This is a genomic window from Robiginitalea sp. (genome assembly GCF_982776155.1).
Window position 1 is genome coordinate 24,102 of sequence record NZ_CEXZKX010000009.1, and the last position, 17,311, is coordinate 41,412.

A 17,311-nucleotide genomic window follows, 5' to 3' on the forward strand; every position below is an offset into this window, starting at 1 on the left:
GGGTCTAGGGTCCGGTACCGGATTCCTCCTCGCGGATCGGCAGGTAAATTTCTGCCGTCCAGTTCAGTGCATCCCCGCCCATGTTCGGGTTGTTGAAGAAGACTTCCACCGGTTCGGGAACCACCTCAATACCGTTTTTTTCAGCGTAGTCCATCAAGGCGTACCAGGCCCGGTCCGAGGTGATGTAATTGCCGTGGTAGATGGCCTTCAGCGCCTTTTTCGGATAGAGGCGGTCATAGCTCACCAGCGGCGATTCCGGCAACTGGGTGGAGCGGATGATCGGGAAGCAGAATTCATAGGCCAGGCTGTCGGCCTCCCGGTTCCAGCGGTTTACCACAATCATCGGCGGCCCGTTCAGGGTGACGCCTGCCGTGTTCAGCACGCTGCCCAACAGTTCGTAGTTGTCCATCATCCCGGCGGCCTTCCCGTGCTGGGAAGTCTCCAGGGGGACGTAGGCGTAGAAGGTGGACGGCAGTTCCGCTTCGCCCACAACTTGCACTTCAAAGGCTTCCGTATGTGCCTTCAGGCCTTCGGCGAATTCCCCGATCAGGCGTACTCCCACCCGTTCGATGGTACTGTTTCCAAAGAGTACCTCCCATTTGTTTGCCAGGCTGTGGTCCCGGTCCCGGAGTTTGGCGCTTACCAATGAGGTAGAATCCGTCAGCGGCTGGATTTCCCACTGGCAGATTAGCACGGAATCCCCGGCGCGCAGCTGCTGCCTGAGACTCAACAAATCGTCCTGGGTCACCGGGGCGTCCTCAGCCGCTACGTCCCGGTTCCAGATCTTGATGGACTGGTTGATGGCGCCCGGAAAGGTAGGGGCCTCAAAACGCACGATGTAGTCATAAGGGTATATCAGGAAGTACCCCGCGGCCCCCAGCACGAGCAGGAGGCCTGCTGCCCATAGTATTTTTTTCATGGTTGCTACAAAAATTTCCCTGTATTACTCTTCGTTTGCTGTCGTGTTTGCTGCTGCTGTCGTGTTTGCTGTTGCTGTCGTGTTCGCTGTTGCTGTCGTGTTTGCTGCTGCTGTCGTGTTCGCCGTTCCGCCAGCGGTTGCTGCCATGGCCGTCTGTCGCTGGTTCATCTCCAGTTGGTCCACGACATAGCCGCCAAGGGAACGCCCCTGGTCCAGGCCCACTTCGATTGCCATGCGATAGTGGATTCCGCCGTACATCCTGCTGATCGCGGCTTCGGCAGAGGCCTCGTTGAAGGAATTAAACGAACGGACGGGTAACCCGTAAGGCAGTTCCGTATCGTCGTCAAAAGCAAAATTGTCCCCGAAAATACTGGTCAGGGCTGTGGCTGCCGCGCCGGAGACCACACTGTGACCGCTGGTGTATTCGGGGAAGGGAGGGGTCTGCAGGACCGGCTTCCAGCTGTCGTCGATATGCTGGTTAATGAGCGTTTCCGGGCGGATCAGGTTGCTCCGGTACTTCTCGTCCCAGCAACTGATGAATCCGTCAAACAGGGCGATGGATGTCTTCGTATAGGCGAAAACCGTTTTGTCGAAATCGCTGCCGTCCTTCCGGCAGGCAATCTTGGCAATCCCGATCCAGTGGGCCCCCGGGCTGATCTTCTTCGTGGCGAACATCAGGTGGCCGCGGGTAACGGACACGTAGGGGTTGCAATCCCAGAACCGCGCAATGGCCACCTCCTCGGATTCATCCCCTTTTTCGGTGATGGCATTGCCCACTTCGTAGACCTCCATGAGTTCCCGGTGGAAGTCGGATCCTTCCTCCATGGAGAAAGGTACGGGCGGTGCCGGTTTAAACTGGGCAGCCGAATCGATGACCAGCGTGCGGATTTTGTTCCAATGGGGTTCGATGCCTTCCATATATGCGGGCGGGGTGGGTTGCCAGCGGGACGGTTCGTCCGTGTTTACGGTGAATTTCGACATCGTCCGCGTCTGCTTGTAATTGTCCTTGTCCATCCACTCCGAGATAAAAGCGGCGACTTCCAGGCCGTAGTCCCGGGAGGCCTCAAATTCCTCCTCGTTGATTTCGGACCAACGGGAATACAGACTGTCGCGGAACTCCGTCACCCGTTCTTCCGAGAAGATGAGCTGCCGGCTCAGATCCATATGTGCCACCAGGGCAGCCAGCGGGTAGTTCACCCCGGAACCCGCTTCAGGGGAGGGGATGGGTTCCAGATCGGTGACCTGCCCGGCCAGGGACTTATACGCCGGGTTGTGCAGGGCCATGATTTCATAGGCCGCGATATTCGGGTATACATAAATCCGGCTGGCCACTGGCGGGCTGAAGATATCGTGCACCATGACTTCGGTGACCTTATCCACGGAGGCGTGGTAATCTTCCGGGCTGATGGAAATGGGCTCAGACTCCCCGGAACAGGAGAGCAGCAGGAAGCTCAGGGCCGCTACAATGGCAATATTCGTTTTCATGGGTATGCTATTTTGGTATTTGTCAATTCGTAAACTGCTGCCGGCGCATCGTTGAAGACCACCAGCAGATAGGGTTTCTGGCCCATGCGGATCACCTCCAGCCTCCGCACGGATTGGTGCATGAGGTCCAGGCCGGTCCGGTTGGCCAAAAGTATTTTATTTTCTCCGCCTATCAAGGCCCCCGGGAATGAATCGAGGCGCCCCTGGTAGGGTTTTACCCCGAAGTAGTTGCCGGCTGCCAGGATTTCTTCCCGCCCGTCTCCGTCAAAATCGTGGGGCAGCAATTCCAGGATGGGGGCCACCTGCAGCATCGGTGCAAACGGGACGAACTCAAAGCGGCCGTTTTCATTTCTGAGGAAGCCCGAACGCAATTCGGAAACTTCCAGTACCTCCGCTTCCCGGAGGGCTTCCGGACCAAAGATTTCTTCCACCGACCGGCCTGCAAAATCTCTGTAATTCGGGTATTTCTTCCGGAGCGATACCATTTGGGAAGCCAGCTCATCCAATCCGACCAGCGGGTAATAACGGCCTTCCCTGGCCGTGGCGATCACCGGGTCCGTGCTGCCGGATTGGTCAAAATCCGACAGATAGAGACGCATCGGGAAATTTTCCGGGGCACTGAATTTGGAATTGGTCCCCCAATTCCCCAGTACGTAGTCCGTATCCCCATCCTGGTCCATATCGAACGGGGCGATGGCTTGCCACAACCCCGTAACGCGGGACGCGTCTTCTTCTGTAAACCGACCCTGCCGGTTGGCGAAGAACCGCGGGGCCATCCATTCCCCAACTACGATCAGGTCTGTCTGACCGTCCCCGTTAAAATCCGTCCAAAGGGCATCCGTCACCATGCCCAGGCCTGTCCCGTCAAAATCCGGGGAGGGGTTGAAGAAGCCGTTTTCGTTCAGCAGCAGGTGGGAATCCGGCCGCTTCCCAAACGACCCGGTGACCGACTGGTTGCCGACAAACAGGTCCAGATCCCCGTCCTGATCAAAATCGAAAGGCCGGATGACCGATGAGTTGGCAAAATCCTCTGGAAGGGGTTGCGCCTTGAGGCTGTCGCCCGCTTTCGTATAATACGTGTTGGCGAGGTACTGGGAGGCGCCAAAGTAATCCGATCCCCCGTTGGCCACTACCAGGTCGTTGGCCCCGTCACCGTTGAGGTCCCGGATAACCGCGTAGATGTTTTCCTGTACGCTGTCCCGGGTGGCGGGCGGCATGGCAGAACGGACAAAGGCCGTATCCCGCTGGAGGTAGACCCGGGCGGGCTCCCGCTTGGACCCCCCGAAATAAATATCCTCCCTGCCGTCTCCGTCCAGGTCGCCGGCTGCAACGGCCGGCCCCCGGTCCGCCAGGCTGTAGGGCAGTAGTTTTTCCCGGTTGAAATCCGTATACCGGTCTTCCCGGTGGGTAAAGTCCAGCCCCAGGTTTCCGGCTACCCGCCGGAAAAGTGTCTGCTGCGGCTGCCGGTCCGGACTGGAATCGTACCGATAGGGCCGCACCTGCTCCGGGCGGACGGTTAGCGTCTGGTCCAGGCCCGGCTGCAGCAAGGTTTGAAAGGTATTGTCCGGCCAGACGATTTGGAGGGAATCCACCCGGGTGCCCGCCGGAAATCCAAAATGGATGACGGGCTCGGAGGAAGCCTGGAACCCCCGTACCGGGAAGAGCTCCCGATACCGGACCGTACCCCCGGAATAGGCCAGCGCCTTGGTCCCGATCCCGAAGGGGTTGGACGCCCCGTACTGCAGCCGCAGTTTCAGGAAGTGGTTGTCGCCTCCGCCCCGGTTGACCAGCACAGTGGCCTCCTGGTTGATGTTGCTGATTACCAGGTCCAGGTCGCCGTCGTTGTCGAGGTCGGCGGTTGCCGTGGCCCCGGAGAGCGTGGTGTCCCGGCCAATCCAGTCCCCGGACCGGTCGGTAAACCGCAGGTCGCTGCCCCCCTGGAAAATATAGTTGTGGACATTCCCGGAGGGCATCATGTCCAGCGCCTTCTGGTCTACCAGGCGCGTGTTGTCCATTTTGCTGCTGATCTGCTCGTTGGAGATAAACCGGACAAAATCCAGGTCATTCGGGCGTTTGGGGATGCCGTTGGAGATAAACAGGTCCTGGTGGCCATCCAGGTCGTAGTCGGCAAACAGGGCGCTCCAACTCCAGTCCGTGGCCGCCACCCCGCTCATCAGGGCGGTCTCCATAAACCGGCCGTCCGGCTGGTTTACATAGAGCATGTTCCGCGTAAACTGGTAGTAGTAGCCGAAGTCTTCCGTCCGCAATTGCTGGGTTTGCCACTTGTCGTCCCCTTCCGACGACTTCAGGGGGACCTCGTCTTCCGGCAGCATATCGAGGGATATCAGGTCGGGCCGCCCGTCGTTGTTGATGTCCGCCACGTCGCTCCCCATCGAAAAGCGGCTCGTGTGCCCAAAATACGCGCGCAGGCTTTCGGTAAACGTGCCATCCCCGTTGTTCAGGTAGAAGTAATCGTCCTCGTGGAAGTCGTTGCCCACGTACAGGTCCGGGTACCCGTCCAGGTTGAAATCGGAGACTGCCAGGCCCAGGCCGTAGCCGTTGATCCCCCCGTAGATGCCCGCCGCCTCGCTGACCTCGGTAAACCGGCCGTTGTCGTTTCGCATCAGTTTGTCGCCCGTGTCGTAGTTCCGCTGATATCGGAGGGAAGCCTTCCCGTAGGAGTCCTGTGTATGGACGGCGTGGTTCAGCAGGTACATGTCCAGGTCGCCGTCCCCGTCGTAATCGAAGAAGGCGGCATTGGAACTGAAGGTGTCAAAATCCAGGCCGTACTCCGATGCCCGTTCGGTAAAGGTGTTGTCCCCGTTGTTGATAAACAATTCGTTGTGGCCGGAGAACCCGTTGATCCCCACCACGGCGCAGACATAGATGTCCAGGAGGCCGTCCGCATTTACGTCGGCCATGACCACCCCGGTGTTCCAGGTGCTGTTGCCGGCTACCCCGGCCGATTCCGTGATATCCCGGAATTTCATATCCCCCTCATTCAGGTACAGGCGGTTGGGCACCTGGTTCCCGGAAAAGTAGATATCCGGCAGGTCGTCCCCGTTGATGTCGCCCACGGCCACGCCTCCCCCATTGTAAAAATAGAGGTAGTCCAGGATGTTCAGTTCGTTGGATTCCTGCAGCCGGTTCACAAAATCGATCCCGGTATCCGACGCCGGCGGGGCGGCAAACTGGTTACCCCCGTCCTGGCAGGATGCCAGAATGATGCCGATACATGCCAATATGCCCGTACGCTTAATCATTGATGGCAAATAATTTGGGTTGGTTTTCATTCAGCGCGGCCAACAGGTAGCGCCTGCCCGAGGCATCCCGGAGGGTGCGGAGGTATTTAACCTCCTCCCGCAGGACAAAGCCACTGGTTTCGTAGGGTTGCCATTCAAAGTCCAGGTCTCCGTTGCCCAGCAATACATTGCCGTACCCCGCGTCGAGACGGGAGAATTGCGGCTTGAATTCAAAATTGTTGCCGGCCATGATCAGGTCCAGGTTCCCGTCCCCGTTCACGTCTTCGCAGCTGATGCCGCAAATGCAGGAAAGTTGCACGCGGTAGGGGAGCGGTTGAATGCGGAACGACCCATTCCCCTCGTTGATTGCGATCACGGATTCCGAAACCCGCGAGGTCTTGACGATGGAACGGTTTACCAGTTCAGGCGGGAAAAGCTCCTGTATGGTCCGGCGCGCATAGACGGAAGCCTTCAAGTTTTCCTTTTTCAGAGAAACCACCTGGGCCGTCAACTCCTTTTTCTGGTGGAGCGGGTAGTCCCCGGATTCCGTAGTCAGGGTTACCACCTGTTCCAGGGTCCCGTTGTTGTCAAAGTCGTTCACCCACATCTTCATGGGTTTCCCGGGTTCCGGCTTGTAGTGCAGGTTCGCCCCCTGGTTGCCCAACACCAGGTCCAGGTCGCCGTCCCCGTCCAGGTCGGCTGCGGCCACCGATCCCCACCAGCCGTCCAGGCTGTCCAGGGAGGTTGGGATCTTGCTGATCCGGCGCCCGTTGTTCCGGTAGATAGCCGGGATGCCCCAGTCCGAAACGGTGACCAGGTCGTCCCGTCCGTCCTGGTCCATATCTGCCCAGACAGCGTCGGTTACCATGCCCGCATCCTTCAGGTCGTTGCCCACCCGTTCGGTAACGTCCCGGAACTGCCCGGTGCCGTCGTTTTCCAGGAAGAGGTGGTCCGGGTTGACCCCATAGACCCCCACCACGGAGCGGGAACCGATAAATACGTCTATATCCCCGTCCTCGTCAAAATCCCGGGGTGCCACCACGGACATATTCTTGGTCCGCGTGGGCAATTCGCCGGGGGCCCGGGTAAACCTGCCGGCCCCGTCGTTCAGGTAGAGCCTGGGGCGATAGCTGCGGTAGCGGTCTGCCTGGTTCCCGCCGGAAGCCACCAGCAGGTCCGGATCGCCGTCCCCGTCCGCGTCAAAAAAGGCTGCAGCCGTGTCTTCCTGGTCGCTGTCTGCTTCAAAGGCTGGGGTGCGCTGCGGGGCCACCCGGCCGTTTCCGCTGTGCAGGTAGAGGGCACCCGGCTGCCCGGATCCCCCGCCCAGGAAGAAATCGTCATTTCCGTCCCCGTCCACGTCGGCCACCGCCAGGGCCGGGCCTTCCTGGGAGAGCTTGCTGTAGATCAGGCCTTCGTGGTCAAAATCGTTATAAGCGTCCTCCCGGTGCGCTTCCACGCGTTCCAGGGGGATTTCGGTCAGGAGGGAAGGTTGGGGCGTCGGTTTCGGCGGTACATAGGTATCCCCCGCTTCCCCATGGTCCAACACCCATTCCCGATCGGCCTCCAGGCCTTCCAGGAGTTGCGTCCGGTCGTCGGGCCAGATGACCCGCAGGGAATCGATGGTGCGGGCATCCCCCAGGCCGAGCGCCATGACGTAATCGATACTCGACTGGAAGCCCCGGGACGGGACCAGTTCCTGCACCAGCACGTTCTTGCCGGCATACAGCCGCACGGTGGCCCCAATGCCGAATGGGTTTTTTTCCGGCCCCCTGAATCGCAGCCGCACATAGTGGTGGTCCTTTTGGTTATCCGTCTCATTCCGGTAGAGGAAGGCCTGCATGTTGACGTTGTTGATCACCAGGTCCAGGTCGCCGTCGTTGTCCAGGTCGCCGTAGGCCGCGCCGTTGGAGCGGGTGGGGATCTCAAACCCCCAGTCCGCATTCGCATTGTCAAAGGTGATGTCCCCGTTGTTCCGGAAGGCGTAGTTGGGTTGTGGCTTGATGGGCATTTTCTGGATGATCGAATCGATGGATTCCTTCTTGCCGGTCAGGGCCATTTTCTGGATGATCTCATTGGCAAAGAAATCGACAAAATCCAGGTCCGTCAGGTCGTGGTTGATGCCGTTGGTGACAAAAATATCCCGCAGCCCGTCGTTGTCCATATCGAAGAGCAGGCCCGCCCAGCTCCAGTCCGTGGCATCCACCCCGCTGAAGTAGGCCACCTCCGAGAAGGTCCCGTTGCCGTTATTCAGCTGGAGCGTATTCTGGATGTACTGCTGGTAAAAATCCTTGCCGCGTTTCAGGTCGTAGACGTTGTACCCTTCGAATTCCATTACGGACTTCACCCGCTCCTCGGGTTCGGGGAGCATGTCCGTGATAAACACGTCCTGGTAGCCGTCGTTGTTGATGTCGCCGATGTCGATCCCCATGGCCGACAGGCTCAGGTGGCCCGTCCACTCCTTGATCTGCTCGGAGAAGGTGCCGTCCCGGTTGTTGATGTACAGGTAGTCCCGCTCGTAGAAATCATTGGAGACATAGATATCCGGATACAGGTCCTGGTTGAAATCCGACACCAGCACCCCCAGGCCAAAGCCGATCAGGCTGCCGTAAATCCCGGCTTCCTCGCTGACATCCGTAAAGGTGCCCCCGTCGTTGCGCAACAACATGTCGCCTACGCCCCGGAATATATGCGGCACGCCTTCCCAGTCCTGCGCCCGCACTTCGCGCTGTTCGGCATAGCCCAGGCTGCTGACGGGTATGTTGCTGTTGTTCAGGATATAGGCGTCCAGGTCGCCGTCCTTGTCGTAGTCGAAAAAAGTTGCATGCGTGGAAAACCCGGTTTCCGCCAGGTTGAATTCCGCCGCCCGCTCGGTAAAGGTCAGGTCGCCGTTGTTGATATACAGGTCGTTGTCGTGGTTGTTGCCTTCCATGTTCCCGGCGTTGCTCACGTAGATGTCCAGCAGGCCGTCCGCATTGATGTCGGCCATGGTAACCCCCGTAGACCACGGTTTGTCGCCTCCCACGCCGGCCGTTTCCGTGATGTCCTCAAACCGGAAATCGCCCTTGTTCAGGAAAAGCCGGTTGCGGACCATGTTCCCGGTGAGGAAGATATCCGTAAGGCCGTCGTTATTGATATCCCCGAGGGCCACCCCCCCGCCGTTGTAGAAATTCCGGTACTTGAAGATATTGAAGTCTTTCTGGTTTTCTACCTGGTTCACGAAATCGATCCCCGTACTGTCCGGTGGCATCAGCGTAAACAGCGGAGTGACCGTTGCCGTATCCGCAGCCGCCTCCGGCTGCTTTTCCCCGCAAGCCGCCAGGGCCAGGGCAAACCCAATACAAATTCTGACAGGTATTTTCATAGAAGCGTTCATCTTTTTTGCATCAGGACGGGGGAGGTGTTGTTCCGTCCAATGATATAGGTTTTATCGCCGTTTATCCGAAGGGTATCCACCTTGCGGGCGGCACCGGGGAGCGGCAGGGACCCCTCCCGGGACCAGCTAAATCCACCGGCCCCGTCCCCTTTGAGCACCAGCCCCGGGAGTGCATCCAGGCGCCCCAGTTGCGTGCTGATCTCGAAAAAGTTGCCCACCAGGAGCAGGTCGGGGTGGAGGTCGCCGTCAAAATCGTCCGCGAAAATATCAAAAACCGCCGAGGCCTGGGCTATTTTCGGAAGCGCCCTGGGGGTAAAATTCGCCTCCCCGTCGTTGATAAATACCATACTCCGCAATTCCTCTACCTGCCGGATGCGGGCTTGCCCCAGGGCTTCCTCCCCGAACAGGTCTGCCAGGCTGGCCTGCGCAAACCCTTTATAGGTCCTGAATTTCTTGTTTAAAAAGGGCATTTGTTTCCCCAATTCGTCCCGGGAGGCAAAGGGGGTCTCCACCCCGTTGTGGAAATAGGTTACCAGGGGCTCCACCGAGCCGTTTTCGTCGAAATCGTTGCGATAGAGGCGCAGGGGCTCCTCCGGGGATGCCCGGAATTTGCTGTTCAGCCCCCAGTTGCCTGCTACCAGGTCCCGGTCTCCGTCCCCATCGATATCCACAGCCGTGAGGCTGTTCCACCAACCCGACGAATGGGACAGTCCCCCTGCTTCCATGCGTTCCCAGTTGCCGTCCCGGCGGGTAAATACGGTTACCGGGGCCCAGTGCCCCGCCAAAGCGAGTTCCTCCCGCCCGTCCCCGTCCAGGTCGGCTACTGCAATGCTGCTTACCGAGCCGACTTCCAGGATTTCAGGCATCCGCTCCACGGTCACGTCCGTAAACCGTCCGGTCCCGTCATTTTCCAGGAGGTAATGCCGGGGGGGCTCGCCATATGCGCCGGGGGTGGCGTCTGCCACAATGAGTACGTCCAGGTCACCGTCCCCCTCCAGGTCAAAGGCGGCCATATCCGAGGCATTCAGGGCAATTCCGGCAAATGCGCCCCGGTCCTTAACGGGCGTCCCTTTTTGGTTAAAGTACAGCCGGGGCTGCAGGGGCTCCCCGCCGGTAAATTCATTCCCCCCGCTGGCTACCAACAGGTCGGGCCAGGTGTCCCCATCGGCATCAAAAAAGAGGTGGGCCGTATCCTCGTTCAGGGCATCTTCCCCGAAAAGCGGATCGAACGCGGACTGGAATTCCCCGTTTTCCGTTTGCAGGAATAACACCGAGGCCTGTCGTTTCGCCCCCCCGATAAAAACATCGTCCCGTCCGTCCCGGTTAAAATCGACGGTGGAGACGGAAGGTCCCTGGTTGGAATAGGCAAACGGGATCAACGGTTCCCGGTCAAAATCCAGGGTGGGGTTTTCTCTGTGTACGAAAGGAATCAGGCTGTCGGCCCGTTGCCAGGTGCCGGGGTGGCTGGCAGGATCCGCCCACCCGTAATAATTCCCGGAGGCATCCTTTTGTTCCAGGCGGATGGTTTCCCCGGACGGCAGCCCGTGCAGGGTCTGGTATGCGCCGTCCGGCCAGATAACCAATAGGGAATCCGCCCTGCTTGCAACCCCGAGTCCAAAGTGGAGTTCCGGGGCAACCGTAGAAAGATAGCCCCGCGTAGGGAAGTTTTCCCCTACCTGGACCTGCCCCCCGGAATAAACGGCTACCCGTGCGCCTATCCCCAGCGCGTTGGGGTCCCTGCCGATAAAGGTGACCCGGAGGGCAGCCCCGCCCTCCCCGGTGTTTTCATAGATTGCGGCAGGCCGGTCCATGTGGTTTACCACCAGGTCCAGGTCGCCATCCCGGTCCAGGTCTGCGTAAACGGAACCGTGGCTGTAAGTGGGCTCCGAGGCCATCCACTGCCCCCCCATATCCTCGAAGCCGAGTTCCCCGGTATTCCGGAAAATATAGTTCGGCACCTTTTTGGCGGGGATTTCCCGGGTGAGGGGCATATCCGCATCCGTCATCCCTGCGTCGATACGCCGCTGGATATCCTCGTTGGCGATAAAGTTCATGTAGTCCATGTCGTTGGTCGCCCCCCGGATACCGTTGCTGATAAACAGGTCTTTGAGCCCGTCGTTGTCGAAATCGGCCAGCAGGGTCCCCCAGGACCATTCCGTGCTGGCCATCCCGCTCAGGAACCCAATTTCGGAAAACCGGCCATCCCCGGTATTTAGTTGGAGCGTATTCTGCATGTACTGGGGGGCAAATCCATTTTTCAGGTATTGCTGGTAAATCGGGTACCCGTATTCCAGGCCGGATGTCTTGTAGGTGACCAGGTCTTCGGGCAGCATATCCAGGGATACAATATCCACATGCCCGTCATTGTTGATGTCCCCGATGTCATTCCCCATGCTGAAATGGGTGGTATGTCCAATGGGCGAGGCGGCCTGCGAGATGACCTCCTGGAAACTGCCGTCGCCGCGGTTCATGTAGAGGTAGTCGTTTTCAAAGAAATCGTTGCCCACATAGATATCCGGGAACCCGTCGTTGTTCAGGTCCCCGACGCTCAGGCCCAGCCCGTAACCCGCTTTTCCCTGAAAAATGCCCGCCTCCCGGCTTACGTCCACAAAGTTCCCGTCGTCGTTGCGCAGCAGGCGGTCCCCGGCAAGGGCATCGTATCCCTCGCGCTGGGAACCCTTCCCGTACGTCCGGTTGGGGTGTACGGAATGGTTCATCAGGAAGAGGTCCAGGTCGCCGTCCCGGTCGTAATCGAAAAATGCCGACTGGGTGGCCAGCCCGGAGAAATCCAACCCGTATTCGGCGGCGCGCTCTGCGAATTGCGGTATGCCTTCCTCCGTAAGGCCCTGGTGCACATACAGGAGGTTCCTCCCCCGGAGCGCCCGGTATCCGGATGCCTGGCAGACATAGATGTCCAGCAGGCCGTCCCCGTTGATATCTACATGGGTAACACCCGTTGTCCAGCCATCTGCGTTTTCGATCCCGGCTTCCCGGGTTATCTCCCGGAATTTCAGATTCCCCATATTCAGGTATAAGGCGTCAGGCGCCTGGTTTGCGGTAAAATACAGGTCGGGGAGGTCGTCCCCGTTAAAATCCGCAACGGCTAGCCCCGCCCCATTGTAATAGTACAGGTAATTCAGGATGTTCAGGTCGGGGGATTCCTGTAGCGTGTTGGAAAAGGAAACACCGGATTCCGACGGCGGGAGTTCCCGGAACAGGTAGGCAGGGGCCTCCTGGCAACCGGCCAGTGCAATAAGTGTAAAAAATACGCCACAAATCTTTTTCATAACCTACGGGGGAACAGCTGGCTAAATTACGGATTACGTCCCGAAAGGCCCAGAAACAAAGGGGTTTACCCACAGATATTAACCTTCTTTTAGTCCTATTAATCTATCGTTAATACTTGGATGGGGGGCATAAAAAAAGGACCGCCTGTTCGGGCGGTCCTTCCTGGATATTAAATCAGTTCCCTTAGTATCCGGGATTCTGTTGCAGGTTCGGGTTTGCCAGCAATTGTGGCAGTGGGATCGGGAAAAGACGGCGTGCGGGGTTGTTGGCCTCGTCGCTGCTTTTGAATTCCCACTGGCGTCCGTATTGGCCAAAGCGGATCATGTCGTTCCGTCTCCAGCCTTCCACGTAGAGCTCGCGTCCCCTTTCGTCCAGCAGATCGCTTTCCGTAACGCTGCCCAGGGGGGTAGCGCCGCGAAGGACGCGCAAGTCATTAACCATGGCAGTAGGGTCGCCTCCTGAACGCATCATGGCCTCAGCCTTCATCAGGTAAGCATCAGCAAACCGCATAACCAGCACGTGCGGCTCAAAGCCACCGCCGAAACGCGGGTTGTACTTCATCACGCGGATACCGGTTTTCTCATCGTTGTTGATCAGGCTGGGAGAGCCGTTGCCGTCTACAAACTCACGGGAAAATACCAGCGGGCTACCCTGGCGATCTTCCAGCGCGTCCCCGTTCAGGGCGTATTGCTGACCGATCAGGAAGCCGTTACCCACATTGGAACCGTCTTCGCGACCGTTGTTATCTGAAGTTCCGGGAGCCCCCGTAAAAGGAACCCCGATATTGGGAACTCCTCCGCGGCGCTCTTCCTGTCCGTCGATCTGGGCGCTCTCCAGGTCAGACTCGTAGCGGTTCTGGTTCGGGTCGCCCTCAAAGAGGTCGTAGAACTCAGCCAGTGTGCTGAACCCGTTCCATCCGCCTCCCCCGAGGCCGGTGGAGTTGTAGTGCAGGCCGTTAAAAATCCGGTTACCGGTGTTGCCGGATGTTACGTACCAGATAGTTTCCGTATCTGCTGAGGATTCAAAAATTTCAAAATAACCCGCCTGGAGTGCGAAGCCGTCGGCTTCAATGGCGTCCACCAGGTTGATTACTTCCTGCATATCCGCGGCTGCAGGCGTTCCGCCGCCGCCGGTCAGCTGGTTTTCGTAGATGTGCCGGTTAAGGAGCACCTTGGCCTTAAGGAGGCGTGCAGCTGCCTTGGAAGCCCGGTCCAGATCGTCGGACTGCGCAGGCGTCGCCGGCAGGCCGGCAATGGCTGCATCCAGGTCTGAGAGGATGAAGTTAACAGCCTCTGCCCCGGTAAGCACCGTAGGCACTTCCGAAGAAGGGAGCTGTGTATCCCGGAAAGGTACCTGGCCGTAAAGGTCCAGGATCAGGAACATGGACCAGGCCCTCAGGAATTGCGCCTGGGCGGCTACATCTGCCGGTGCGGCCGTCCGCTCATCCAGGATCTGGGAAGCGAGCAGCTGGTTGGCATTCCACTGGTCGAATGGGGTAATGATGTCGGTTTCTTCGAGGCCCCATTCGTGCTGGTGGAGTTTCCGCCAGCGTCCGTTGTCCCCCCAGTCGGCACCCCGGGTCGGGATGAGTTGTTCGTCGGTGGTGACCACGTTCAGGGCATAGGTGTTTGCCTGGTCGCCGAGTTGGCCGCCAACCTGGTTATAGAGCTGATCCAGGGCCGAGGAGGGATCTTCCAACCCCTGGAACCCCTCGCTGATGAAGGAGTCCGTTTCCTCAATCTCCAGATCCGTACAGGAACTGAGCCCTATAACAGCTAAAAGAGTGAATGTTAGATATTTAATATGATATCCTTTCATGATATACAATTTTTTTTATTTAAAACGAGGCGTTGATGCCAAAGGTTACTGTAAGCGGGTTCGGGAACGCAGCCCAGTCTATACCCCGTACGGGGATTCCGGAACCGAGCGTACCTGTACCAACGGTGACCTCCGGGTCGATTCCGCTGTAATCCGTCCAAAGAGCCAGGTTCTGGCCTGTGAGCGAGAAGCGCATCGTATCAAAGAACCCTTCACCACTCAGAGGCACATTGTACCCAATGGTTGCGTTTTGGAAGCGGACAAAATCTCCTTTTTCCAGGAAACGGGTGGATACGGCTGTTGAAGCCCCACCATTTTCACCGCTTGCAACTACATTCTGGGTCACGTTCCGGGCAGTTACCAACTGGCCGGCGTTAAAGAACGAGTTGGCCGTGTTGTTGTAGACGGAGAATCCGAATTGTCCGGCAAAGAAGGCGCTGAAGTCCCAGTTGCGGTAATTCGCATTCAGGCTCAGACCTGTAGTGATATCCGGCAGGCCGTCCTCCCCGACAAATGACTTGTCGGCATCCGGATCGCCGATGCCGTTGCCGTCGATGTCCACATATTGCGGGTTGCCATCGGAATCAAACCCTGTGAATTCCGCCATGTAGAAGGAAAAGAGGGAAACTCCGGACTCAAAGCGCTGGGCAAAGGCCCCGGACAAGCCCGGACCGTTGATTTCTCCCGTATTGATCGCCCCGGCGAAGTTCTGGATTTCATTCTCGTTGTACGCAATGTTGAACGAGCTGCTGAAATTGAAATCCTCGGACTGAGCAAAGTCGTAGGAGATGGCAAATTCAATACCCTGGTTGACGATTTCCGCATCCACGTTACCAAATTGGAAGGGCTGCGTGGAAGGAGCAGCCGGCGGTGTCTGCAGCAGCAGGTCCCGCGTGGTGCTCTGGTACACGTCGATACTACCATTCAGGCGATCGTTGTTGAAGCCGAAGTCGAGCCCGATGTTGTAGTTAACAGTGGATTCCCATTTCAGGTCGGGCACATCCGTGGCGACGATGGATAGACCGTTCTGGTTAACCGAGGCGTCGTTGTTGATGCCCAGGCCGGCGAACCGCTGGCGCGCCACGAAGTTACCGTAGCCCAGGCCGTCCTGGTTACCCGTGATACCGGCGCTGAGGCGGAGCTTCAGGGTAGAGATGCTCTCCCCGATGAAGTCCTCTTCGCCCATTTGCCAGGCAAAGGCCCCGGAAGGGAAATACCCGTACTGGTTTTCCGGTCCGAAACGGGAAGAACCGTCTGCCCGCATGGTCCCTGTAAACAGGTACTTGCCGGCAATGCTGTAGTTAACCCGTCCGAAGAAGGATTGCAGCTCGTCCGTGTTGTCGAAAATATCCGCGGTGATAGCCTGGACGCGCTTGCTAAAGCCGCCGTCCACTACCTCTCCGGCCACAACCGTCGGGAACAGGCGGTTGACCACCAGGTTCCCCGTATTGGTGCCGTAGTAGAACTGCTGGAAGGAACCGGAAATCACCGACTGGGCGGCATTCACGGTTGCCCGCAGATCTTCTCCCATCCCATTCAGGTCTGTGGTGCCAAAGCCCCTACCTGCCGAGTTCCGGCCCTGGGTGCGGAAATCCTGGTAGGCATAACCCACCAGCGCATCCAGGTTGGAATTGTCGAATTGCTTTGTATAGTTCAGCGTCGCTTCCAGGGTTTTGTTGTCCCGGTCCAGCGTATTATAGGTGCCGAATCCGATACCTTCAATCCCGGTAAAGTTCTGCAAATTCGCGTTCAGCGTAGAGGTGTTCTCACTGTCCGACGTATCGTAACCCAGGTTTACCTTACCAGAGAATTCCGGGGTAAACTTGTATTCCAGCGACCCGTTCACCAGGAGCCGGTTGGTATTCGTGATGTTCTGGGTAGAGGCCAGGTAGTTGGCCGGCTGGGTCTGTCCGCCGCCGTCGTCAAACGTCGGGCTGGACCCCCAGGTTGGGTTGGCCGAATAGGCCGAGCCCAGGATATCTCCCCGGAAACCGGCGCCGGCAGCCAGGGGCGGCTGCTCGCGGTTGACGCGGGAAATCGAGGCCTGTAGCCCCAGGATCAGTTTGTCGTCCAAAAACCGGTGGTTCAGGTTGAGCCTCCCGGTAATCCGTTCAAATTCGGATTTTTCGACCACCCCGAATTGCTTCTGGTAGCCGAACGTGGCCCGGACATTCCCCGAACCGTAGTTCTGGGAGTAGGCCAGGTTGTGGTTGGAAGAAGCGGCCGTCCGCATCACTACGTCCTGCCAGTTCGTATCGTTGCCAAAATCCACCAGGTTCCGGTTACCGCCGTAAAGCTCAACCGCGTCCAGGAATTCTTCCCGGTTCAGCAGGTCAAATTGGCGAACGGGAGTGGAAACGCTCAGGTTGGAGCTCCATTCGAATTTCCCGCCTGCCGCTGCCCGGCCGCTTTTGGTGGTGATGATAACCACCCCGTTTGCTCCCCGCGATCCGTAGATGGCAGTTGCCGAGGCATCTTTGAGGATGCTGATGCTTTCGATGTCGTTCGGGTTGAGGAAGTTGAGTGGGTTCCCCACGTCGCTGCCACCATTACCGGTGTCACCCGAGGCATCCGTATTCTGTCCGAAAAGCGGTACGCCATCCACCACGAAGAGCGGATTGTTGTTGGCGCGTACGGAATTCGCACCCCGGATATTCACCTGAATGCCGGCTCCCGGTTCCCCGCTGGTCTGGGAGATGTTCACCCCTGCGGTCTTTCCCTGGATCAATTGCTCCGGCGAGGCGATGACCCCGCTGTTAAAATCTTCCGAGGACACTGCAGTTACCGAACCGGTCGCATCCTTAACGGTGGTCTGACCGTATCCGATAATGACAACTTCGTCCAGCGCCTGCGCGTCTTCCTCCATCGTAACATTGATGGTAGACCGGCCATTGACCGGGACTTCCTGCGTGGCATAGCCAATGTAGCTAAACACGAGAACGGCATCGCCGGGGACGCCGTCCAGGGTATAATTCCCGTCAAAATCCGTTTGCGTACCAGTGGTCGTTCCCTGAACCACAACACTGGCCCCGGGCAGGGGTCCGGCGGCGTCGGAAACGGTACCTGATACTTCTTGGGCCTGAGCCGCGCCGAAGCATAGGAATGCCCCTACGAGCATCAAGCTCTTCAGTAACGTAATCTTCATAGATAGTGGATTTTTAAGTTTAGTTAATTCAATTCAGAGGG

Annotated in this window: 7 protein-coding genes; all 7 read right to left on the reverse strand. The window is 58.2% G+C overall.

Annotated elements, in window-relative coordinates:
- Window positions 1-4 precede the first annotated feature (4 nt).
- The 7 genes from AC3DKS_RS13290 to AC3DKS_RS13320 all read right to left on the reverse strand — a co-directional run bounded on the left by AC3DKS_RS13290 (window position 5) and on the right by AC3DKS_RS13320 (window position 17,270).
- Window positions 5-919 carry a GyrI-like domain-containing protein gene (locus AC3DKS_RS13290; protein ID WP_015753695.1) on the reverse strand — a complete coding sequence of 305 codons (915 nt, stop codon included), beginning with the start codon at window positions 917-919 and terminating at the stop codon, window positions 5-7.
- A gap of 24 nt (window positions 920-943) precedes the next feature.
- Window positions 944-2,404, reverse strand: a complete 1,461-nt coding sequence (locus tag AC3DKS_RS13295; protein WP_474731900.1) for a vanadium-dependent haloperoxidase — start codon at window positions 2,402-2,404, stop codon at window positions 944-946.
- A complete protein-coding gene (locus tag AC3DKS_RS13300; protein ID WP_474731901.1) occupies window positions 2,401-5,667 on the reverse strand; it encodes a VCBS repeat-containing protein in 3,267 nt (1,088 codons plus the stop codon). Before AC3DKS_RS13300 ends, AC3DKS_RS13295 begins: the two co-directional genes overlap by 4 nt.
- Window positions 5,660-9,007: a VCBS repeat-containing protein gene (locus tag AC3DKS_RS13305; RefSeq protein ID WP_474731903.1), complete on the reverse strand. Its 3,348-nt coding sequence runs from the start codon at window positions 9,005-9,007 to the stop codon at window positions 5,660-5,662. Before AC3DKS_RS13305 ends, AC3DKS_RS13300 begins: the two co-directional genes overlap by 8 nt.
- Before the next feature lie 8 nt (window positions 9,008-9,015).
- On the reverse strand, window positions 9,016-12,306 hold the full coding sequence (locus AC3DKS_RS13310) for a VCBS repeat-containing protein (RefSeq protein WP_272607106.1): 3,291 nt from the start codon (window positions 12,304-12,306) through the stop codon (window positions 9,016-9,018).
- Between the two features lie 184 nt (window positions 12,307-12,490).
- Window positions 12,491-14,125, reverse strand: a complete 1,635-nt coding sequence (locus AC3DKS_RS13315) for a RagB/SusD family nutrient uptake outer membrane protein (protein WP_015753700.1) — start codon at window positions 14,123-14,125, stop codon at window positions 12,491-12,493.
- Between the two features lie 19 nt (window positions 14,126-14,144).
- A complete protein-coding gene (locus AC3DKS_RS13320) occupies window positions 14,145-17,270 on the reverse strand; it encodes a SusC/RagA family TonB-linked outer membrane protein (protein WP_272607107.1) in 3,126 nt (1,041 codons plus the stop codon).
- Window positions 17,271-17,311: the final 41 nt, after the last annotated feature.